Raw genomic sequence first — 21,550 nt, 5'->3', positions numbered from 1 at the left:
CAGGACAGGAAGATCACTGCCCAATTGACATACCGTCAATGCGTGACATGTGCGGTTTGCCGGGGTACAGACGGCTACCAACCCCACCCCTGGCTACCCAGCTCACGCCCCGGTTCCCCCCGCGCGCCCCCGCCTGTGCACCCATGCGCCCCGACTGCGGAATCGATGCTCCACCCCCGCGCGCGCTACAGCCGTAACTCCAGTTGGATGCGGGAGTTGAGAGGAGCGTGGAAGAGACGATCGCGGGCGCCGAAAAAACTCAGATTGCCGGTCAGATTCCGCAGCAACGCGGGGAATCGCTGCTGGAGAACGCCGTACGCTACGCCGAGGAACGGCACTGGGACGTGTTCCCGGGCACCTGGCTGGAAGCGGTCGACGGAACGCAGCGCTGCTCCTGCGGCGACGCCACCTGCCCTGCGCCGGGTGCGCATGCCGCGCGCCCCGACTGGGCGACCCAGGCGACCGGCAGCGCGACCGTGGCGCGCCGGATGTGGCAGAAGCAGCCGACCGCGTCGATCCTGCTGCCCACGGGGCGGACGTTCGATGCGCTGTCCGTCCCGGAGAGTGCGGGGTTCCTGGCTCTCGCCCGGATGGAGCGGATGGAGCTGACCTTGGGGCCGGTCACGCTCTCTCCTGATCGGCGGATGCAGTTCTTCGTGCTGCCGGGCGGGTCCGCGAAGGTGCCGGAGCTGGTGCGGAAGCTCGGGTGGTCGCTCGTGTCTCTGGATCTGGTGGCCCTCGGTGAGGGGGCGTACGTGGCCGCTCCCCCGACTCGGTTCGGGTCCCGGGGGGCTGTGCAGTGGGCTTGCCGGCCTACGCCGGCGAATCGGTGGTTGCCGGATGCGGAGGAGTTGATCTCGCCGCTTGCCTATGCGTGCGGGCGGGACAGGTAACGCGAAGGAATTCCCCCGCCGTAGCCTTCATGCATGACCGAAGTCGCAGTACGCGTGCACGGGCTCTGGAAGCAGTTCGGGCAACAGGTTGCCGTCGGCGGGATCGATCTCGAGCTGCCCGCCGGGAAGTTCATCGGCCTGGTCGGCCCCAATGGGGCGGGGAAGACCACCACCCTCTCCATGGTGACCGGTCTGCTGCGGCCGGACGGCGGGACCGTCGAGGTCGTCGGTCATGACGTGTGGCGGGACCCCGTGGCCGTCAAGGCGCGGATCGGCGTCCTGCCCGAAGGGCTGCGGCTGTTCGAGCGGCTGTCGGGGCGGGAGCTGCTCGGGTACTCGGGGCGGCTGCGCGGGCTGCCGGGAGCCGAGGTCGACAAGCGGGCCACACAGCTGCTGGAGGTCCTCGACCTGGCCGGGGCCCAGCACAAGCTCGTCGTCGACTACTCGACCGGCATGCGCAAGAAGATCGGGCTCGCGGCCGCGCTCCTGCACAACCCCGAGGTGCTCTTCCTGGACGAGCCGTTCGAGGGCGTCGACCCGGTGTCCGCGCAGACCATCCGGGGCGTCCTGGAGCGGTACACGGCCTCCGGTGCCACCGTCGTGTTCTCCTCCCACGTGATGGAGCTGGTCGAGTCGCTGTGCGACTGGGTGGCGGTGATGGCGGCCGGGCGGATCCGCGCCACCGGACCGCTGGCAGAAGTGCGCGGCACCCATCCGACGCTCCAGGGGGCGTTCCTGGAACTGGTCGGGGCGAGCGGCCGGGACGCCGGGTCCGATCTGGACTGGCTGGGCGGCGGGGCGGCCCGATGACGCACCTCACCTCCACCGTCGTACGGCTGAAACTGTCGCTGCTGCGGGGCGGGCTGCGGCAGTCCGGGGGCCGGCGGGCCGCGTTCGTCGCGTCGGCGGTCGTCGCGGTCCTGTTCGCGCTGCTGCAACTGCTGGGGATGCTCACACTGCGCGGGCACGCGCACGCCGACGCGGTCGCCGTGCCGGGTACGGCCGTGCTGGCGCTGGGCTGGGCGGTGCTGCCCCTGTTCTTCCCGACCGGCGACGAGACGCTGGACCCGACCCGGCTGGTGATGCTCCCGCTGCGCCCCCGGCCCCTGGTCCGGGCGCTGCTCGCGGCCTCCCTGGTCGGCATCGGCCCGCTGTTCACGCTGCTGGTGCTGGCGGGCTGCGCGCTGTCCGTCGCACGGGGCGGCGCGGGCTACGCCGTGGCGGTCCTCGCCGTCGCCCTCGGCCTGCTGGTCTGCGTGGCGCTGGCACGGGCCGTCGCCACGGCCAACGTACGGCTGCTGAGCAGCAGGAAGGGCCGCGATCTGGCCGTGCTGAGCGGGCTGGTGATCGCGATCGGGGCGCAGCTGGTCAACTTCGCGGCACGGCAGCTGGGTTCGGCCGGGCTGGGGCGGTTGCAGCCGGTCGCGGACGTGCTGTCCTGGGTGCCGCCGGCATCGGCGGTGGCGGCGGTGCGCGCGGCGAGCGAGGGGTCGTACGGCGTCGCCGTGGCCCAACTCGCGCTGACGGCGGCCGGGTTGGCGCTGCTGATCGTCGTGTGGGCGCGCAGCCTCACCCGGCTGATGACCGCGCCCGACCAGTCCACGCTGCAGCCCGTCGACGCCGGGGAGCGCGGCCGCTCGGCCGCCGGACTCGGACGACTCCTGCCGCGCGGCCGCACGGGTACGGTCATGGAGCGCAGCCTGCGCTACATCTGGCGGGATCCGAAGACCAAGGCCGCCTGGGTGACCTCGCTGGCGATCGGGCTGATCGTGCCGGTGTTCAACGCGGTGCAGGGCACCGGATCGATCTACTTCGCGTGCTTCGCCGCCGGGATGCTCGGCATCCAGATGTACAACCAGTTCGGGCAGGACACCTCCGCGTTCTGGATGGTGGCCACGACCATCTCCTCGCCCCGGGACGCCTACGCCGAGCTGCGCGGCCGCGCCCTCGCCCTGCTGTTGATCACCCTGCCGTACGCGGCACTCGTCACCACCCTGACCACGGCCCTGCTGGGCGCGTGGGAACAGTTGCCGGAGGTGCTGGGCCTGTCCTTCGCGCTCCTCGGCGCGATGCTGGCCACCGGCGCCTGGACCTCGGCCCGCTTCCCCTACTCCATCCCCCAGGAGGGCCACAAGAACGTGGCCGCCGGCCAGGCGGGCCTCGCCTGGATCTCCATCTTCGGCGGCATGGTCTCCGCGGCCCTGCTCTGCTCCCCCGTCCTCACCCTCACCATCTGGCTCCACGTGAGCGCGGAGGGGGAGGCGTGGAGGTGGCTGCTGCTGCCGGTCGGCGGCGCGTACGGCGCGGTCCTGACCCTTCTGGGCCTGCGCCTGGCAGCTCCGAGGACAGCGGCACGCCTACCCGAGATCCTTGCGGCTGTCAGCAAGGGGTAGGGGGACTTACCCAAGGGGCGCGGGGAACTGCGCGAGCACCCCCCACGCGCCCGCACTCGCCGACGAAAGCCCAACCCGGCAGACGAAAAGGCGCGCTCAATCCCCCAGCACCCGATCAAGAAACGGCTGCACAGCCCCCCGCCAGGCCGACGGCAGTTCATAGTGCGCCAGATGCCCGGCGTCGCAAACCTCCGCATACTCACCCGCCGGCAGCACCCGCACCATCTCCTGCGCCTCCGCCCGCCCCAGCTCCCCGTCCACCCCGCGCACCACCAGCGTCGGGCACCGCACCTGGGCCAGCTCCTCCCAGTGCGCGTCGTACACCCACGTCTCACGGGAGCGGAGCATCTGCTCCGGCTCGAACACCGGCCGCCATCCGTCCTCGCACTCGTGCATGACCTCGGCGTAGAACGCCCCGCGCGCGGGATTCGGCCGCTCCACCCACGGATCGTCCGCACCGAACCACTTGCGCACGTCGGCCAGCGTGGCGAAGGGAACGGGCCAGGCCTCGAACCAGTCCGCCCACTCCCGCTGCGAGGCGGCGCCCAGCGCGGAGGCCCGCATATCGCAGATGATCAGACCCCGCACCAGCTCGGGGCGCTTCGCGGCGAGCTGCCAGGCGGTCAGCGCGCCCATGGCGTGGCCGATGAGGAGAGCGGGGGCGAGGCCGAGCTGTTCCACGGCGGCCTCGGCGTCCTCGACGTACGCCTCGCGGGTGTAGGCGGCCTGTGGGGGCTTCTCGCTCTGGCCGTGACCGCGCTGGTCGAGGGCTACGGCGCGGTGGCGCGCGGCGAGCCAGCGGGCGGTCGAGGCCCAGTGGGAGGCGCGGCCCATCAGGCCGTGCAGTAACAGCACGCCGGGAGCGCCGGCCGCCGCGTCCGCCTGGTCGTCCGCCTGGCCGTCCGCCTCGTCGAGCCCCGTCTTGGGAGGGTCGGCGAACTCCCAGGCGGCCAGGCGCACGCCGCCCGCTCCCGTCACGTCGATACGCCGTGCCATGGGCCTGGCACCCCCCAGCTCCGCCTGCCTCGTACCGGTGTACTGCCGTACTCGCTCGTACTCGCTGCTGTCGCTGTCGTACTCGTCCTGCCGCCGCAGACTATCGAATCTGTCGAATATTTATTCGAAGATTCCGTCTCTGCGGACAACACCCCTCGTTCGAGTGACACCCCTCAAGGAATGATCGCCGCCACCGAGGGGATCTCTTCTGGCGGGAGGCGGACCACTCGGGGAAAAGCGGTCCGAGGGGGATGACCCTGAGAGCTCGGGGCTCCGGGTCAGCACAGGGGAGGACAGGCCCCGGCGCCACAAGGCGCCGGGGCCCTCTCATGCTCAGCGCTTGGCGACGAACACGTGCGAGGCGACGTCCGCCTCCAGCTCGGCCGCCTCGCCGCCGCTGCCCACCAGGACACCGCCGGCCGACTCCGTCACGCTCACCACGGAGCCGGGCTGCACGCCCGCGCGCCGCAGCGTGTACATCAGCTGCGCGTCCGTCTGGATCGGCTCGCCGATACGGCGGACGACGACCGTCTTGCCGTCGGTGCCCGCGTCCAGGTCGGCCAGCGAGACCATGCCCTCGTCCAGGAACGGGTCGGCACCGTCCTTCTCGCCCAGCTCCTCCAGGCCCGGGATCGGGTTGCCGTACGGCGACTCGGTCGGGTGCCGCAGCAGCTCCAGCACGCGGCGCTCCACGGCCTCGCTCATCACGTGCTCCCAGCGGCAGGCCTCCGCGTGCACCTGCTCCCACTCCAGGCCGATCACGTCGACGAGGAGACACTCGGCCAGCCGGTGCTTGCGCATCACGCGCGTGGCGAGCCTCCTGCCCTCGTCGGTCAGCTCCAGATGACGGTCGCTGGCCACCGAGACCAAGCCGTCACGCTCCATGCGCGCCACCGTCTGGCTCACCGTCGGCCCGCTCTGGTCGAGCCGCTCCGCGATGCGGGCGCGCATGGGGACGACGCCTTCCTCTTCGAGCTCGAGGATGGTGCGGAGATACATCTCCGTGGTGTCGATCAGTCCGGACATACGTGCCCCTCGATTACCTCTGCCGGCAGCCCGGCGCGTGCGCTGGCCCTGACACCAATTCTGCCGGATCCCACTGACATACGGGGGCCGCCGGGAAAACGGGGCCACCGCGAGGGTTCGGGCCGTGACCGCTCAATCCTGTGGGACCCATCTTGTGGGACCAATCTTGCGGGAACAGGATGTGGGCTGGGTCACGTTCCAGTTGAATGAAGGCCAGTGAGCGAACCGTGCGCCACATACGCGCCGACGCAGCCTGCAGGGGGTCCAGGTGAGTGCTTCCCGGCGGAGTGGGACCACCGATGAACTGGGGCCGGACGAGCCCGGTGAGTCCGGGGGATCCGATCTGCTCGCCGCGCTGCTCGACGGCATGGACGCGGCCCTGTGCGCCTTCGATGCCGACGGGGTCGTCACGCACTGGAACCGTGAGGCCGAGCGGATCCTCGGCTGGACGGCCGGCGAGGCGGTCGGGCGGCACGGGTTCGCCGGGTGGGCGGTGCGCAGCGCCGACGCCGAGGAGGTGCAGGCCCGGCTGATGTCGGCGATGCACGCACCCGGGCGGCAGGTGCACGAGTTCGCGCTGGTCACGAAGGACGGCGGGCGGGTCCTCGTACGGACGCAGACCGCCGCCGTACGCGGGCCCGAGGGCAAGCCGGCCGGGGTGTACTGCGCGTTCAGCGAGGTGCACACGCAGATCGATCTGGAGCGGTCGATCGCGCTGAGCGAGGCGCTGTTCGAGGACGCCGCCTGGGGTGTCGTCCTCATCGACGCCGATCTGCGGCCCGCCGTCGTCAACGCGCACGCGGCCCGTGTCCTCGGGATCGGGCGGACGTCCGCGCTGGGCCGGCCGCTCGGCGAACTGCTCGCGCAGGGCGTGGAGGAGCTGGAGGCCGCGCTCACCCATGTGCTGGCCGAGGGCGCGCCGCCCGCGCCCGCCGAGATGTGGGTGACCGTACGCACCGCGGAGGGCGAGAAGCGGCGCTGCTGGCGCAGCGGGTTCGTGCGGCTGGCCTCGCCGCTCGCGGAGGAACCGGTGCCGCTCGGCGTCGGCTGGCTGTTCCAGGACGTCACGGAGGCCAAGCAGGCCGAGCAGGAGGCGGCGCTGCTGCGGTTCCGCACCAACCAGCTGCACCGGGCCGCGCGCGCCGCCGCCGAGTGCGAGGACCCGGCGGAGGCGGCCACCGTCCACCTGGACTTCGCCCTCGCCGGCTTCGCCGACCACGCGCTGATCGACCGGGTGGTGCCGTCCCCGCGCGCGGACGGCGGGGAGACGGCCGTACGGCTGGTGCGGCTCGCCGCGACGCCCGCCGGGGCACCGGGGCCGAGCCTGCTCACCGGTGCGGCCGGGCTGCCCGTGCGCTACGAGCCGGGCCATCCGGCGCTGCAGTGTGTGGAGCGGGCCGGAGCCGTGCGCGCGGACGCCGGGTCGGTCCCGGCGGAAGCGGCCCGGGAGTGGGCGCTGGCCCGGCAGTGGCCCGGCGACGCCGTGCACGCCCTGTGCGCGGTGCTGCGCAGCCGGGGGCGGACGCTGGGCGTGGTGACGTTCCTGCGCGGCTGCGGCCGCAGCCGCTTCGAGCGGTCCGACACCGCTTACGCGGAGGACGTGGCGGTCCGCATCGCGGCGGCACTCGACCTGGCGGACGCGGTGCGGGAGGGATAGGCCGGGATGGGCCCCCGGGTGGCTCAGCGCCGGTAGAAGATCCGGTCGCCGTACTCCCGCAGCACGCGGCCGTTCCACTCGTGGCCGCCGTCGACGTTCCCGGAGCGCAGCAGCGGGGGTTCGATGCCGCGGTCGGCCAGGGCGGCGGCGGCGGTCGCCATGACGGCCTGCATCAGGGCGCTGGTGACCACCGTGGAGGCGGGGGCGAAGGGCGCGGGGATGGTGTCGAGGGTGAGTTCCGCGTCGCCGACGGCGATCTTCGAGTCCAGGACGATGTCGCAGTGGTCCTTCAGGAAGGTGCCGGAGGAGTGCCGGGAGGTGGTCTGCGCGGCGTACGCGACCGAGGTGACGCCGATGACCTTCACGCCGAGCGCGCGGGCGCCCCGGGCCATCTCCACGGGCAGGGCGTTGCGGCCGGAGAGGGAGATGATCACCAGGGCGTCGCCGGAGCGGAGCGGGGAGGTGTCCAGGACGGCGCTCGCGAGGCCGTCGACACGTTCGAGGGCGGAGCCGAGGGTGGCCGGGGTGACGTCGACGCCGACGACACCGGGTACGGCCAGCAGGTTCATCAGGGCGAGCCCGCCGGCGCGGTAGACGACGTCCTGGGCGGCCAGGGACGAGTGCCCGGCGCCGAAGGCGAACAGGCGGCCCCCTGCGGCGACGGTGTCCGCGAGCAGGGCACCGGCCGCGCCGATCGACTCGGCCTCCTCCTCACGGACCCGTTGCAGCAGGGTGATGGCGGCGTCGAAGAACAGGTCGGCCGGCGTGCCGTCGCTCATGCGGTGCCCCTTCGCAGCGTCTGTGTCGCGGATCACCGTGCGGTCTGGACCAGTGCGGTGTCAATACGGGCGGGGCCTGTCGGACGCATCCGACAGCGTCCGGAAAAAATCACTTGAGCGCCTTCCCTTGCCTTCCCTAAGGTGTGGGGTACACGAGAAGGGAGGTGGTTCGGCAAATGTATGAATACCGGACGCGTGAGGTGGCTGCGGGCTAGCGGTCCGCCACCACATCCAGTGCGGTGCCGGACCAGCACGTGACAGACGCGTGCAGCCGGCCCCATTCCCAAGCAGTCACCCGACCCGCGGGCTGCCGGTACGTCCGGCCGGCTCCTCTCCTTGAGGAACCCAGCCCGCGGGTCGTCTGCGTTCTCGGGCCCTCTCAGGGGGCGAGGCGCTCCACCCTCCACTTGCCGTCCGGCTGGGCGACGTAGCGCAGGCGGTCGTGGAGGCGGTTCTCCCGGCCCTGCCAGAACTCGATCGTCGCCGGGGTGATGCGGAAGCCGCCCCAGTGCGGGGGGACCGGGACCTGTTCGCCCTCGGGGTAGCGGGTCTCCAGTTCGGCGTAGGCGGTGTCCAGTTCGGTGCGCGAGGTGATCACCGTCGACTGGGGGCTGGCCCAGGCGCCCAGCTGGGAGCCGTGCGGGCGGGTGCGGAAGTAGGCGGCGGTCTCGTCGCGGCCGGTGCGGCGGGCGGTGCCGGTGACGATCACCTGGCGGGCCAGCGGGTGCCAGGGGAAGAGCAGCGAGATGTGCGGGTTCTCCGCCAGGTCGCCGGCCTTGCGGGAGTCGTAGTTGGTGAAGAAGACGAAGCCCTCGGTGTCGAACTGCTTCATCAGGACCGTGCGCGAGGTGGGGCGGCCCGTCGCGTCCGCCGTGGAGACGACCATCGCGTTGGGTTCGTAGACCGTGCCGTGCAGGGCCGCCCGGGCGGCGTCCTCGAACCAGCGGGCGAACTGGTCCATGGGGTGCGTGGCGAGGTCCTGTTCGGCGAGGCCCTCCGCCCGGTACTGCTTGCGCATGGCGGCGGGGTCGAGGACGGGGTCCAGGAGGGGGTCGCGGTCGGTCACGCGGTCATCTTGCCGTATCGAACGCCGCTGGCACTCGGTGTCGTACGGACTCCCCAAGGATGACACTGGGGGTTATCGTGCAGGTCCCCCCGTGGTTCGACTGACCACCGGATGACCACCGGCCGATCGGGGCATCACCGGGGTGACCGCCGCCGACCACTTCACGAGGAGCCGCCTGATGTCCGATTTCGTACCCGGACTCGAGGGAGTCGTCGCGTTCGAGACGGAGATCGCCGAGCCGGACAAGGAGGGCGGCGCCCTGCGCTACCGGGGCGTCGACATCGAGGATCTCGTCGGTCATGTCTCGTTCGGGAACGTGTGGGGGCTGCTGGTCGACGGGGCCTTCAATCCGGGGCTGCCGCCCGCCGAGCCGTTCCCGATCCCGGTGCACTCCGGTGACATCCGGGTGGACGTGCAGTCGGCGCTCGCCATGCTGGCCCCGGTGTGGGGGCTGAAACCGCTGCTGGACATCGACGAGCGGCAGGCGCGGGATGATCTGGCGCGGGCCGCCGTCATGGCGCTGTCCTACGTCGCCCAGTCCGCGCGCGGCCAGGGGCTGCCGATGGTGCCGCAGCGGGAGATCGACAAGGCGCACTCGGTCGTGGAGCGGTTCATGATCCGCTGGCGGGGTGAGCCGGATCCGAAGCATGTGGCGGCCGTGGACGCGTACTGGACGTCCGCCGCCGAGCACGGCATGAACGCGTCGACTTTTACGGCGCGGGTGATCGCGTCCACCGGTGCGGATGTCGCCGCCGCGCTGTCCGGTGCGGTCGGGGCCATGTCGGGGCCGCTGCACGGAGGTGCGCCGTCGCGGGTGCTCGGGATGATCGAGGAGATCGAGCGGACCGGGGACGCGCAGGCCTACGTCAAGCGCGCCCTGGACCGGGGTGAGCGGCTCATGGGGTTCGGGCACCGGGTCTACCGGGCCGAGGATCCGCGGGCGCGGGTGCTGCGGCGTACGGCACGGGAGCTGGGCGCTCCGCGGTTCGAGGTGGCCGAGGCGCTGGAGAAGGCCGCGCTGGAGGAGCTGCACAACCGTCGGCCGGATCGTGTGCTCGCCACCAACGTGGAGTTCTGGGCCGCGATCACGCTGGACTTCGCCGAAGTGCCGGCGCACATGTTCACGTCGATGTTCACGTGCGCCCGGACTGCCGGGTGGTCGGCGCACATTCTTGAGCAGAAGCGGACGGGACGACTGGTGCGGCCTTCTGCTCGGTATGTGGGGCCGGGGGCGCGTAGCCCGCGGGATATCGAGGGTTACGGCGATATCGCCCACTGAAGCGGTGCCTGAGGAGCGCGGGCGACTGCGGGCCGGTCGTGGCTGGTCGCGCAGTTCCCCGCGCCCCTGGGGAGTTCACGCCGCCGGCGTCAACAAGGTGCCGTGGTGCCGTTCCGCCACCAGCGGGTGGGCCCTCAGTTTGCCCTTCAGTTCGTTGTAGCCGTACTCGGCGTACAGGGGGTTCGTCGGGTCGGTCGTGATGCCCGGGGCCTTCGCCGCGTGCGGGAACGGGAGGGGGTCGACCCTCGCGTCCAGGCGGGGGTTGTAGAAGAACGGGACCGAGTAGCGTTCCGTTGCCCCGGGTGGGCTCACCACGCGGTGGTTGGTGGCCAGGAGGTAGCCGTTGGTGGCGACCTCCAGGAGTTCGCCGAGGTTGACCACGAAGGCGCCGTCGAGGGGCGGGACGTCGTGGAAGAGGCCGTCCTCGCGGTGGACCTGGAGGCCGCCGACGGTGTCCTGGAGGAGCAGGGTCAGGAAGCCGTAGTCCTTGTGGGCGCCGACGCCCTGGTCGGTGCCGTCGCCCGCGCTGCCGGGGTAGCGGACCAGCTTCAGGTGCGGGTGGGCGCGGTCGCCGAAGACCGGGTCGTAGAAGTCGGCGGGGGCGCCGATGGCGGTGAGCAGCTCGTGCAGGAGGCGTTCGGCGACCGCGCTCAGCCTGTCGATCCAGGTCAGGGCCGCCGTGCGCAGTTCGGGCAGGGCGGTGGGCCACTGGTTGGGGCCCTGCAGCCACCAGTACGGGGGCTCGCCGGGTCCGGGGACGCGGGCGGGGCGTTCGGCGCCTATGTCGAGCTGGTCGCGCCAGTCGCGGGCGCCGGCGGTGCGCTCGTCGCCGGTACGCGTGTAGCCGCGGAAGTGCGGGGAGTTCACGTTGTCCAGGGCGAGCCGGTCGGCCTCGGGGAGGGCGAAGAAGGCGCGCATGGCGGTGAGCAGCGCGTCGGTCTCGGCCCGGGTCACGCCGTGCCCGACGAGCTGGAAGAAGCCGACGTCGTGGGCGGCGCTGTGCAGCTGGGCGTGGAGCAGGGCGCGGGCCTGCGGGCCACGGTCGGCGGCCGACAGGTCGATGATGGGGAGCTGGTCGTACGACGGGGTCGCCGTCGCGGTGTGCGTCGTCATGGGTGCGTCCACAGGGTTGTGTGGGCCACGGGCAGGCCGCCGAGGGTAGGGGGCGGCGCCCAGAATGCCGTAAGAAGGGGCAGAAAAAAGGGGCTGAATCAGGCCGAAGGCCGACAGCCCATGCTCGTGACGCGCACGTAGTCCACGTGGCGGCGGCGAACGAGCATCGGAAGCATGGGGCAAGGGTACTGCCCGATGCCGGATACGGGTGTGGCCCGCCTCACCGGTCGAGAACTCAGCGCAGCGCCTGTTCCAGCAGGTCCGCCCACTGTGCGACGACCCCCTCGCGGCGGGTGGTGTCGTCGGTGAGGAGGTTGGCGAGGCCGAGGCCGCGGGCCATGTCCAGGAAGCCCTGGACGGTTTCGCGGACGCCGGGGCGGGACTCGTCGGCGCCGAGGAGTTCCACGGCGATGCGGTGGCTCTCGCGGCCGACGCGGGCCTCCAGCTCGGTCACGCGGGCGCGGAGCTGGTCCTCGTTGGAGGCGGCGACCCACAGGTGCAGGGCGGCGCGGAAGAGGGGGCCGGTGTAGAGGTCGACCAGGGCGGCGACGACGGCCCGGCGGTCGGCGGCACGGTCCGGGAAGAGGGCCCTGAGCGCGGTGGAGCGTTCCTCGGCGACGTACTCGACGGCGGCGGTGAACAGGTCCTCGCGGGTCGGGAAGTGGTGCTGGGCGGCCCCGCGGGAGACGCCGGCGCGTTCGGCGACGACGGCGACGGTGGAGCCCGCCCAGCCGTGTTCGGCCAGGCAGGCCACGGCGGCCTCCAGGAGCCGCTGCCGGGTGGCCCGGCTGCGGTCCTGCTTGGGGCTGCGGTCCGGCTTCGGGCTCGGGTCCTGCCGGGCCACGCCGTCGCGTTCCGCCGTCGTGCTCATCCGGTCACACCACCCATGCCGCGTCTCGTCTGTCCAGGAAGGCCGTCATCCCCTCCCGGGCCTGGTCGGAGGCGAACAGCCGGGCCGAGAGGGCGGTCAGGTCCGCCGCGTCCCGGTCGAATGTCTCCAGCACCCTAGCCGTGAGCAGCCGTTTCGTCTCGGCCAGGGCGTGCGGGGAGGAACGGCGCAGGCCGTCGAGGATGGGGGCGAGGGCCTCGTCGACGTCGTCGGCCGTCGTCGTCAGGAGGCCGAGGCGTACGGCTTCCGCCGGGTCGAAGCGTTCGCCGGTGAGGTAGTAGCGGGCCAGGGCGCGGGGGTCGGTGCGCGGGAGGAGCGGGAGGGAGATCACCGCGGGGGCGACGCCTATGCGGACCTCGGTGAAGGCGAAGGTGGCCGCGGTGGAGGCGGCGGCGATGTCGCAGGCGGCGACCAGGCCGAGGCCGCCTGCGCGGACGTGACCGGTGATGCGGGCGAGGACCGGCTTCGGCAGTTCGGCGATCTGCCGGAGCAGGCCGACCAGGGCGTCCGGCTGCGGCGGGTCGCGCAGGTCGGCGCCCGCGCTGAAGGTGTTGCCGGTGTGGGTGAGGACGACGGCGCGTACGTCCGGGTCCTTGCCGCAGGCGGTGAGGGCGCTCGCGAGGTCGGACACGAGGGCCGCCGAGAGCGCGTTGCGGGTGTCGGGGGAGTCGAGGCCGAGGGTCTCGACGGCACGCGTGCGCGTGCGGCTGATCAGTGTCACAGCAGCTCCCTCAGTTCCCTGCGCAGGATCTTGCCGGAGGCGGCGCGCGGGACGGTGTCGATGAAGGTGACCTGGCGGACCCGTTTGTACGGGGCGACGCGCTCGGCGACGTACAGCATGATCTCGTTCTCCGTCAGCGGCTCGGCGGCGTCGGCCCGGCGGACGACGAAGGCGTGCGGGACCTCGTTGCCGTCGTCGTCGCGGCCGCCGATGACGGCGGCGTCGGCGATGCCGGGGTGGGTGAGCAGCAGGGCCTCCAGTTCGGCGGGGGCCACCTGGAAGCCCTTGTACTTGATGAGTTCCTTCACCCGGTCCACGACGAACAGCCAGCCGCCCTCGTCGACGTGTCCCACGTCCCCGGTGTGCAGCCACCCCTCGGCGTCGATCATGGCGCTGGTGGCGTCGGGGCGGCCGAGGTAGCCCTTCATCACCTGGGGGCCGCGGATCAGGATCTCGCCGGACTCGCCGGTGCCGAGGTCCTTGCCGGGGTCGTCCAGGGACACGATCCGCATCTCGGTACCGGCGATGAGCCTGCCGACGGTGCCGGCGGGGGCGTCGCGCAGCCGGTCGAGGGGGACGACATGGGTGCCGGGGGACAGTTCCGTCATGCCGTAGGCCTGGCCTATCGGGGGCAGGCCCAGCCGCTCGGCACAGGCGCGGGCGAGCCGGGCGTCCAGTGGGGCGGCGGCGCTCAGCACGTACTTCAGGGACGAGAGGTCGTAACGGGTGACCGCCGGGTGCTTGGCGAGGGCCAGGACGATCGGCGGGGCGACGTACAGGCCGGTGATGCGGTGGTTCTCGATCGCCGCGAGGAAGGTCTCCAGGTCGAAGCGGGGCAGGACGACGACCGTGGCGCCCTTGCGCAGGGGCGCGTTCATCAGGGCGGTGAGGCCGTAGATGTGGAAGAACGGCAGGACGGCGAGGATGCGCTCGTCCGTCCCGGCCGGTACGGCGGGCTCCAGCTGGGCGAGGTTGGTGGCGATCTGCCGGTGGGTGAGCATCACGCCCTTGGGGACGCCGGTGGTGCCGGAGGAGTACGGCAGTGCGGCGATGTCCTCGGCCGGGTCGAAGGCGAGCCGCGGCTCGGGTGCGGTGGTGGCGAGCATGTCGATGAGCGACCGGTGGCCGGGCGCGCTGTCGCAGACGAATATCTCCCTTATCCCGCCCACGAGTTCGGCCGCTCGCCTGGCCGACTCCAGCAGCGGCGAGACGGTGACGATCCAGCGCGCGCCGCTGTCGCCGAGCTGCCCCGCGAACTCCTCGGGCGTGGCGAGCGGGTGCACCGTGGTGACGGAGGCACCCGCGCGCGTGGCCGCGTAGAAGGCGGTCGGGAAGGCGATGGAGTTGGGGCTGTGCAGGGCGAGGACATCGCCCTTGCGGACGCCCGCGTCGGCGAGACCGGCGGCGAGGCGCCGGTGGAACCGGTTCACCTGCTCGTACGTGAGGGTGGTGCCGTCCGTGCCGTCGACGAGGGCGGGACGCTCGCCGAACTCGGCGGCGTGGCCCAGGACGGCCTCGTGGATGGGGAGTTCTACGGGCGGAACGTCTGCGTACTCGCTGCGGAACACGGTTCCTCCAGTGCGGTCGCGGTCGCCTAGTACGACTTGGGCAGGCCCAGGGTCTGGTGAGAGACGTAGTTGAGAATCATCTCCCGGCTCACCGGGGCAATACGAGCCACGCGTGCGGCCGTTATCAGCGAGGCGAGCCCGAACTCGCGCGTGAGGCCGTTGCCGCCGAGGGTGTGCACGGCCTGGTCCACGGCCTTCACGCAGGCCTCCCCCGCCGCGTACTTGGCCATGTTCGCGGCCTCGCCCGCGCCGATGTCGTCGCCGGCGTCGTAGAGGTGGGCCGCCTTCTGCGTCATCAGCCGGGCCAGCTCCAGGTCGATGTGCGCCTGCGCCAGGGGGTGGGCGATGGCCTGGTGGGCGCCGATGGGGGTCTTCCACACGGTGCGGTCGCGGGCGTACTCGACCGCCCTGGCGAGCGCGTACCGGCCCATCCCGATGGCGAAGGCCGCCGTCATGATGCGTTCGGGGTTGAGCCCGGCGAACAGCTGGAGCAGACCCGCGTCCTCGTCGCCGACCAGCGCGTCGGCGGGCAGCCGTACGTCGTCCAGGACCAGCTCGAACTGCTTCTCCGCGGCGGCCAGTTCCATGTCGATCGGCCGTTTCTGGAAGCCCTCGGCGTCCGTCGGGACGATGAACAGGCAGGGCTTGAGGCGTCCGGTGCGGGCGTCTTCGGTACGGCCGACGATCAGGACGGCGTCGGCCATGTCGACGCCGGAGATGAAGACCTTGCGGCCGGTGAGGAGCCAGTCGGTGCCGTCGCGGCGGGCCGTGGTGGTGATGCGGTGGGAGTTGGAGCCGGCGTCGGGTTCGGTGATGCCGAAGGCCATGAGGCGGGTTCCGTCGGCGATTCCGGGCAGCCACTGCCGTTTCTGGGCGTCGGTGCCGAAGCGGGAGATCACGGTGCCGCAGATGGCCGGGGACACGACGAGCATGAGGAGGGGGGAACCCGCGGCGCCCAGCTCTTCGAGGACGATGGAGAGTTCGCTGATGCCGCCGCCTCCGCCGCCGTGCGCCTCCGGCAGGCTGACGCCGAGGTAGCCGAGCTTTCCGGCCTCGGACCAGAGTTCGGTGAGGGGGTTTCCTTCGGCGATGGTGCGGGTGAGGTAGTCGCGGCCGTAGCGCTTGCCGAGGGCGGCCACCGCGGATCGGAGGGCCTTGTGCTCTTCGGTTTCGATGACGGGAGACATGCGGCTCCTAAGAAGAGGGTTCCGGTTCCTGCACTACGGCGAGCAACATTCCGGGCTCCACCTGCTGACCGGTCCTGACGTGCAACGCGCTGAGCGTTCCCGTGACCGGCGCCGAGATCTGGTGCTGCATCTTCATCGCCTCCAGCCAGATCAGGGGCCGGCCCGCCTGGACGGTCGCCCCCACCTCCAGGCCTTCGGAGACGCGTACGACCGTGCCCGGCATCGGGGCGAGCAGGGAACCCGGTGCGAGCTGGGCGGTGGGGTCGGGGAAGCGGGGCAGGGCGGTGAGGCGGGTGGAGTTGACGTGGACCTCGTCGCCGTAGCGGGCGATCGTGAACTTCCGCTCCACGCCGTCCACTTCGAGTACGACCACGCGCGCGTCGGCGTGTACGACCCGTACCCCGTCGGCCGCGAGGCCCTGCCGGGTGTGCCGGTAGTGGACCTCGTGCTCCTCCCCCGCCATCTCGTACCGCTTGACCTGCGGCTGGGAGGGCAGGTTGCGCCAGCCGCCGAAGCGGGAGCGGGCGTGGGCGTCGGCGAGGGCGGCGGCCAGCGGGGCGTGGGGGTCGGGTGCGGGCTCGGTCAGCTCGGTGAGGTGGCGGTGGTAGAAGCCTGTGTCCATGCGGGCCCGGACGAACTCCTCGTGCCGCAGGGAGCGCACCAGCAGCTCCCGGTTGGTGAGCGGGCCGTGCAGGTCCGCCCGCTCCAGGGCGCCCGCGAGCCTGCGGATCGCCTCCGCGCGTGTGGGTGCGTGGGCTACGGCCTTGGCGAGCATCGGGTCGTAGTGGACGCCGATGGTGTCGCCGTCGGTGTAACCGGTGTCCAGGCGGACCCCGGCCGGCAGGGCGAGGTGGTGCAGGGTGCCGGTCTGCGGGGCCCAGTCGTGGGCGGGGTCCTCGGCGTACAGGCGGGCTTCGATCGCGTGGCCACGCGCGCGTGGCGGCTCTTTCGGCAGGGCGTGGCCCTCGGCGATGCGGATCTGCTCGGCGACCAGGTCGATGCCGAACACGGCCTCCGTCACCGGGTGTTCGACCTGGAGGCGGGTGTTCATCTCCAGGAAGTGCGCGCGGCCGTCGGCGACCAGGAACTCGACGGTGCCGGCGCCCTCGTAGGCGACGGCGCACACGGCCTGTACGGCCAGCGCGTACAGATCCTCCGTGAGCCCTTCGGGGAGGCCGGGTGCCGGGGCTTCCTCGATGACCTTCTGGTGGCGGCGCTGGAGGGAGCAGTCGCGGGTGCCGAGCGGCCAGATGGTGCCGTGGGCGTCGGCGAGGATCTGGACCTCGACATGGCGGCCGTGCTCCAGGTACGGCTCCACGAAGACCTCGCCGTCGCCGAAGGCGCTCGCGGCCTCGGCGCGCGCGCTCCGCAGTGCGCCGCTCAGCTCCTCCAGGCGGCGCACGATCCGCATCCCGCGCCCCCCGCCACCGGCGGCCGCCTTCACCAGCACCGGCAGATCGGCCTCGGTGATCTCGGACTCGGCGAGGGACGCGAGGCCCATCAGGTCCTTCGCGCGGGTCTTGGACGCCATCGCCTCGATGGCCTCCGGGGGCGGGCCGATCCAGGTCAGGCCGGCGCCCTGGACGGCACGGGCGAAGTCGGGATTCTCGGAGAGGAAGCCGTATCCGGGGTGCACGGCGTCCGCGCCGGCGGCGAGGGCCGCCTTCACGATCAGGTCGCCGCGCAGATACGTCTCGGCGGGCGCCGCCCCCGGCAGTCGTACCGCCGTGTCGGCCACGCGCGCGTGGAGCGCGTTCTCGTCCGCGTCCGAGTGCACGGCGACCGTCCGGATGCCCAGCTCACGGCAGGTGCGGAAGATCCGGCAGGCGATCTCGCCCCGGTTGGCGACGAGCAGAGTCGAAATCACGTGGTCCCTCACATCCGGAAGACGCCGAAGCCGCCCCGCGCGCCCTCGTACGGCGCGGTGTGGAGGGCGGACAGGCACAGGCCGAGGACGGTGCGGGTGTCGCGCGGGTCGATGACCCCGTCGTCGTACAGCCGCCCGGACAGGAACATCGGCAGCGACTCGGACTCGATCTGCTGCTCCACCATCGCCCGCAGGGCGGCGTCCGCGTCCTCGTCGTACGGCCGGCCCTTCGCCGCCGCCGACTGGCGGGCGACGATCGACAGCACGCCCGCGAGCTGCTGCGGGCCCATGACGGCCGACTTGGCGCTGGGCCAGGCGAACAGGAAGCGGGGGTCATAGGCGCGCCCGCACATGCCGTAGTGCCCGGCGCCGTACGACGCCCCCATGAGCACGGACAGGTGCGGGACCCTGCTGTTGCTGACCGCGTTGATCATCATCGAGCCGTGTTTGATGATCCCGCCCTGCTCGTACTCCTTGCCGACCATGTAGCCGGTGGTGTTGTGCAGGAAGAGCAGCGGGATGTCCCGCTGGTTGGCGAGCTGGATGAACTGGGCGGCCTTCTGCGACTCCGCGCTGAAGAGCACGCCCTGGGCGTTCGCCAGGATGCCGACCGGGTAGCCGTGCAGGGCGGCCCAGCCGGTCACCAGACTGGTCCCGTACAGCGGCTTGAACTCGTCGAAGTCGGAGCCGTCCACGATCCGGGCGACGACCTCGCGCGGGTCGAAGGGGATCTTCAGATCGCCGGGGACGATGCCCAGCAGCTCCTCCGGGTCGTACTTGGGCGGCTCGGCCGGGCCGGGATCCGGATATGCCTTGCGGTGGCCCAGCCGGGACACGACCCTGCGGGCCTGCCGCAGCGCGTCCGGCTCGTCGACGGCGAAGTAGTCGGCGAGGCCGGACACGCGCGCGTGCATCTCGGCGCCGCCCAGGGACTCGTCGTCGCTCTCCTCGCCGGTGGCCATCTTCACCAGCGGCGGTCCGCCGAGGAAGACCTTCGCCCGCTCCTTGACCATGATCACGTGGTCGGACATGCCGGGGATGTAGGCGCCGCCGGCGGTGGAGTTGCCGAAGACGACCGCGATGGTCGGGATGCCGGCGGCCGAGAGGCGGGTGAGGTCGCGGAAGATGGCGCCGCCCGGGATGAAGATCTCCTTCTGGGAGGGGAGGTCCGCACCGCCCGACTCCACCAGGGAGATGCAGGGCAGCCGGTTGGCGAGGGCGATGTCGTTGGCGCGCAGGGCCTTCTTCAGACTGAACGGGTTGCTGGCGCCGCCGCGCACGGTCGGGTCGTTGGCGGTGATCAGGCACTCCACGCCCTCGACCACACCGATGCCGGTGACGAGCGAGGCGCCGACCGTGTAGTCACTGCCCCAGGCGGCCAGCGGGGACAGCTCCAGGAACGGCGTGTCCGGGTCGAGGAGCAGCTCGATGCGCTCGCGGGCCGGCAGCTTGCCCCGTTCCCGGTGCCGCCCGACGTACTTCTCGCCGCCGCCCGCGAGCGCCTTGGCGTGCTCGGCGTCGAGTTCGGCGAGCTTGGCGAGCATGGCCTCGCGGTTGGCCCGGTAGTCGGGGCCGCCCGGATCCAGGGCCGAGGTCAGGGTGGTCACAGCAGGGCCTCCGGGATGTCCAGGTGGCGGGAGCGCAGCCATTCACCGAGGGCCTTGGCCTGCGGGTCGAAGCGGGCTTGCGCGGCGACGCCCGCGCCGAGGATGCCCTCGACGACGAAGTTGACCGCGCGGAGGTTCGGCAGCAGATGCCGGGTGACGGGCAGGTCCCGGCTCTCGGGGATCAGTTGGCGGAACCTTTCGGCGGTCAGCTCGTGCGCGAGCCACCGCCAGGCGTCGTCACTGCGGGCCCAGACGCCGACGTTGGCGTTCCCGCCCTTGTCCCCGCTGCGGGCCCCGGCGACCAGGCCGAGGGGTGCGGGCCGGGTCGGTCCGGGCGGGAGGGGGTCCGGAAGGTCGGGTTCCGGTACGGCGTCCAGGGGCCGGGTGTCGTGGGGCGGAGGCACAGGGACACGGCGTCCGTCATGGAGGACGGCCCTGTGGTCTACGGCGCCATGGGGGACGTACACATCCTCGAAGACCCCATAAGGGGAGCCCTTTCCAGGTGGGGACAGCATATGGAAGCCCGGGTAGCTGGCCAGTGCCAGCTCCACGGCGGCCCCGCTCAGCGCCCGCCCGACGACCCGCTCGTCCGCGTCCCGCACGACGAGCCGCAGCAACGCACTCGCCATCTCCTCGGTGCCGGCGTCGGCCCGGTCGGTGCGGACCAGCTCCCAACGGACCTCTGTGGGCGGTGACTTGGTGAGCGCGTCGGTGAGCTGTGCCCGCACCAGGTCGGCCTTGGCCTCGATGTCGAGTCCGGTGAGGACGAAGACGACCTCGTTGCGGAAGCCGCCGAGCCGGTTGAGCCCGACTTTCAGGGTCGGCGGCGGCGCCTCGCCCCGCACCCCCTCGATCCGCACCCGGTCCGGCCCGTCCTGGCTCAGCCGTACGGTGTCCAGCCGGGCGGTGACATCGGGCCCGGCGTACCGTCCGCCGCCGGTCTCGTACAGCAGCTGCGCGGTGACCGTGCCGACGTCGACCAGGCCGCCGGTGCCGGGGTGCTTGGTGATGACACTGGTGCCGTCGGCGTGGATCTCGGCGAGCGGAAAGCCCGGCCGGCGTATGTCCCCCTCCTGGAAGAACGCGTAGTTCCCGCCGGTGGCCTGCGTCCCGCACTCCAGGACGTGCCCGGCGACGACGGCGCCCGCGAGCCGGTCGTGGTCCGTGGGGCTCCAGCCGAAGTGGGCGGCGGCGGGCCCGGTGACGAGGGCCGCGTCGGTGACGCGCCCGGTGACGACGACGTCCGCACCGGCCCGCAGGCACTCGGCGATGCCGAAGCCGCCGAGATAGGCGTGGGCGGCGAGGGTGCCGGGGTGCTCGGCGGTGCGGTCGTCGCCCTCGACATGCGCGATCCGGGCCGGGATGCCGAGGCGCCCGGCCACCTCCCGTACGGCGGCGGCGAGTCCGGCCGGATGGAGTCCGCCCGCGTTGGTGACGATCTTCACCCCGCGCTCGTGGGCGAGGCCCAGGCAGTCCTCCAGCTGGCGCAGGAAGGTGCGGGCGTAACCGGCGCCGGGGTCCTTCAGCCGGTCGCGGGCGAGGATCAGCATGGTGAGTTCGGCCAGGTAGTCGCCGGTGAGCACGTCGACCTCGCCGCCGGTGAGCATCTCGCGCAGGGCGTCGGAGCGGTCGCCGTAGAAGCCGGAGAAGTTGCCGATGCGCAGCACCGTCATGCCTGGGCCCCCTTCGGCGGGCGGCCGGTGCCGGGCGGGCCCGCGAAGGCCTGCGCGATGTCCAGCCAGCGGTCGGCGTCCGGGCCGACGGCGGTCAGGGCGAGGTCGGACCGGTGGGCGCGCTGGGTGACGAGGAGGCAGAAGTCGAGGGCGGGGCCGGTGACGCGCTGCGGGGCGTCCTCGGGGCCGTATGTCCACACCTCACCGTCTGCTGTGGTGAGTTCTACCCGGAACTCCTCGGCGGGCGGGGTGAGCCCATGGACGGTGTGGGCGAAGTCGCGGGTGCGGACCCCGAGCCGGGCCACATGCCTGAGTCGGTCGGTAGGGGCGCGGACCACACCCAGGGCCTCGGCGATGTCCAGGCCGTGGGCCCAGGTCTCCATGAGGCGGGCCGTTGCCATGGAGGCGGCCGACATGGGCGGGCCGTACCAGGGGAAACGGGCGCCGGGTGGTGCGGTGCGCAGGGCCTGGTCGAGGGCTTCACGTCCGGTCCGCCAGGTCCGCAGCAGTTCGGCGGACGCGAGCCGGGCGCCGGCCTCCGCGCCCTCGTCCACGAAGGAGTCGGGGGCGGCGAGCGCCTTCTCGACCAGCGCGTGAAAGGCGTCCGCGTCGGTGACGGCGAGCAGCGCCGAGCGGTCGGTCCAGGCGAGGTGCGCGATCTGGTGGGCGAGGGTCCAGCCGGGCGCGGGGGTGGGCAGCGCCCATTGCTCGGGGCTCAACTCGGCCACGAGCAGGTCGAGTTCCTCGCTCTCGGCACGCAGGTCGTCGATGACGGGCGTCGGGTCGGCCATGGAGTGAGGATGGCAGTGCCGACAGAAACAATCAAGCGTGCTTGC

The 21,550-nt window shown here is 72.2% G+C and carries 18 protein-coding genes; 5 read left to right on the top strand and 13 right to left on the bottom strand.

What is annotated here, in order from left to right; genetic code table 11:
* The first annotated feature begins 227 nt into the window (after positions 1-227).
* The 3 genes from ACWC0C_RS01220 to ACWC0C_RS01210 are packed head-to-tail and all read left to right on the top strand — an operon-like array spanning position 228 to position 3,286.
* On the top strand, positions 228-893 hold the full coding sequence (locus tag ACWC0C_RS01220; RefSeq protein WP_449200889.1) for a bifunctional DNA primase/polymerase: 666 nt from the start codon (positions 228-230) through the stop codon (positions 891-893).
* A 33-nt stretch (positions 894-926) separates the two neighbouring features.
* Positions 927-1,703, top strand: coding sequence for an ABC transporter ATP-binding protein (locus ACWC0C_RS01215; RefSeq protein WP_450860682.1), 777 nt, complete (start codon positions 927-929; stop codon positions 1,701-1,703).
* The gene (locus ACWC0C_RS01210) at positions 1,700-3,286 is read left to right on the top strand and encodes a transporter (protein WP_450860681.1); all 1,587 of its coding nucleotides are present in this window, start codon (positions 1,700-1,702) and stop codon (positions 3,284-3,286) included. The genes ACWC0C_RS01215 and ACWC0C_RS01210 overlap by 4 nt, the downstream gene beginning before the upstream one ends.
* Positions 3,287-3,382: 96 nt before the next feature.
* Here the strand turns inward: ACWC0C_RS01210 and ACWC0C_RS01205 are convergent, their stop codons facing one another.
* Both ACWC0C_RS01205 and ACWC0C_RS01200 read right to left on the bottom strand, forming a co-directional pair.
* On the bottom strand, positions 3,383-4,282 hold the full coding sequence (locus ACWC0C_RS01205) for an alpha/beta fold hydrolase (RefSeq protein ID WP_450860679.1): 900 nt from the start codon (positions 4,280-4,282) through the stop codon (positions 3,383-3,385).
* A gap of 333 nt (positions 4,283-4,615) precedes the next feature.
* Positions 4,616-5,308 (bottom strand): metal-dependent transcriptional regulator, encoded by a 693-nt coding sequence (locus ACWC0C_RS01200; RefSeq protein ID WP_020940714.1) that lies wholly within the window; start codon positions 5,306-5,308, stop codon positions 4,616-4,618.
* Between the two features lie 268 nt (positions 5,309-5,576).
* Here ACWC0C_RS01200 and ACWC0C_RS01195 point away from each other — a divergent pair, with 268 nt between their 5' ends.
* Complete coding sequence (locus ACWC0C_RS01195) at positions 5,577-6,965, top strand: PAS domain-containing protein (protein WP_450860677.1); 1,389 nt, start codon at positions 5,577-5,579, stop codon at positions 6,963-6,965.
* A gap of 23 nt (positions 6,966-6,988) precedes the next feature.
* On the opposite strand, the gene ACWC0C_RS01190 is transcribed toward ACWC0C_RS01195, so the two are convergent.
* Both ACWC0C_RS01190 and pdxH read right to left on the bottom strand, forming a co-directional pair.
* Positions 6,989-7,744, bottom strand: a complete 756-nt coding sequence (locus ACWC0C_RS01190) for an SIS domain-containing protein (RefSeq protein ID WP_449200884.1) — start codon at positions 7,742-7,744, stop codon at positions 6,989-6,991.
* Positions 7,745-8,123: 379 nt separating this feature from the next.
* Entirely contained in the window at positions 8,124-8,810 is a 687-nt protein-coding gene (gene pdxH, locus ACWC0C_RS01185) for a pyridoxamine 5'-phosphate oxidase (protein WP_450860675.1), read from the bottom strand.
* A 178-nt stretch (positions 8,811-8,988) separates the two neighbouring features.
* Here pdxH and ACWC0C_RS01180 point away from each other — a divergent pair, with 178 nt between their 5' ends.
* Positions 8,989-10,089, top strand: a complete 1,101-nt coding sequence (locus tag ACWC0C_RS01180; RefSeq protein ID WP_449200882.1) for a citrate synthase 2 — start codon at positions 8,989-8,991, stop codon at positions 10,087-10,089.
* A 75-nt stretch (positions 10,090-10,164) separates the two neighbouring features.
* Here the strand turns inward: ACWC0C_RS01180 and ACWC0C_RS01175 are convergent, their stop codons facing one another.
* From ACWC0C_RS01175 to ACWC0C_RS01135, 9 genes are all read right to left on the bottom strand, one after another.
* Positions 10,165-11,202: an isopenicillin N synthase family dioxygenase gene (locus tag ACWC0C_RS01175; protein ID WP_449200881.1), complete on the bottom strand. Its 1,038-nt coding sequence runs from the start codon at positions 11,200-11,202 to the stop codon at positions 10,165-10,167.
* Between the two features lie 235 nt (positions 11,203-11,437).
* Positions 11,438-12,073 (bottom strand): TetR/AcrR family transcriptional regulator, encoded by a 636-nt coding sequence (locus ACWC0C_RS01170; protein ID WP_449200880.1) that lies wholly within the window; start codon positions 12,071-12,073, stop codon positions 11,438-11,440.
* A gap of 4 nt (positions 12,074-12,077) precedes the next feature.
* Positions 12,078-12,812, bottom strand: a complete 735-nt coding sequence (locus ACWC0C_RS01165) for an enoyl-CoA hydratase family protein (RefSeq protein WP_450860672.1) — start codon at positions 12,810-12,812, stop codon at positions 12,078-12,080.
* On the bottom strand, positions 12,809-14,380 hold the full coding sequence (locus ACWC0C_RS01160; protein ID WP_449200878.1) for a 4-coumarate--CoA ligase family protein: 1,572 nt from the start codon (positions 14,378-14,380) through the stop codon (positions 12,809-12,811). The genes ACWC0C_RS01165 and ACWC0C_RS01160 overlap by 4 nt, the downstream gene beginning before the upstream one ends.
* A gap of 26 nt (positions 14,381-14,406) precedes the next feature.
* Positions 14,407-15,567, bottom strand: a complete 1,161-nt coding sequence (locus tag ACWC0C_RS01155; protein WP_450860671.1) for an acyl-CoA dehydrogenase family protein — start codon at positions 15,565-15,567, stop codon at positions 14,407-14,409.
* Between the two features lie 7 nt (positions 15,568-15,574).
* Complete coding sequence (locus ACWC0C_RS01150) at positions 15,575-17,434, bottom strand: acetyl/propionyl/methylcrotonyl-CoA carboxylase subunit alpha (RefSeq protein WP_450860669.1); 1,860 nt, start codon at positions 17,432-17,434, stop codon at positions 15,575-15,577.
* Between the two features lie 8 nt (positions 17,435-17,442).
* The gene (locus ACWC0C_RS01145) at positions 17,443-19,041 is read right to left on the bottom strand and encodes an acyl-CoA carboxylase subunit beta (RefSeq protein WP_449200875.1); all 1,599 of its coding nucleotides are present in this window, start codon (positions 19,039-19,041) and stop codon (positions 17,443-17,445) included.
* Positions 19,038-20,714, bottom strand: a complete 1,677-nt coding sequence (locus ACWC0C_RS01140; RefSeq protein WP_450860666.1) for an acyclic terpene utilization AtuA family protein — start codon at positions 20,712-20,714, stop codon at positions 19,038-19,040. Before ACWC0C_RS01140 ends, ACWC0C_RS01145 begins: the two co-directional genes overlap by 4 nt.
* A complete protein-coding gene (locus ACWC0C_RS01135; RefSeq protein ID WP_450860664.1) occupies positions 20,711-21,505 on the bottom strand; it encodes a TIGR03084 family metal-binding protein in 795 nt (264 codons plus the stop codon). The genes ACWC0C_RS01140 and ACWC0C_RS01135 overlap by 4 nt, the downstream gene beginning before the upstream one ends.
* Positions 21,506-21,550: the final 45 nt, after the last annotated feature.

Source organism: Streptomyces sp. NPDC001709 (genome assembly GCF_053596375.1).
This window is presented reverse-complemented; position numbering and strand designations above follow the sequence as displayed.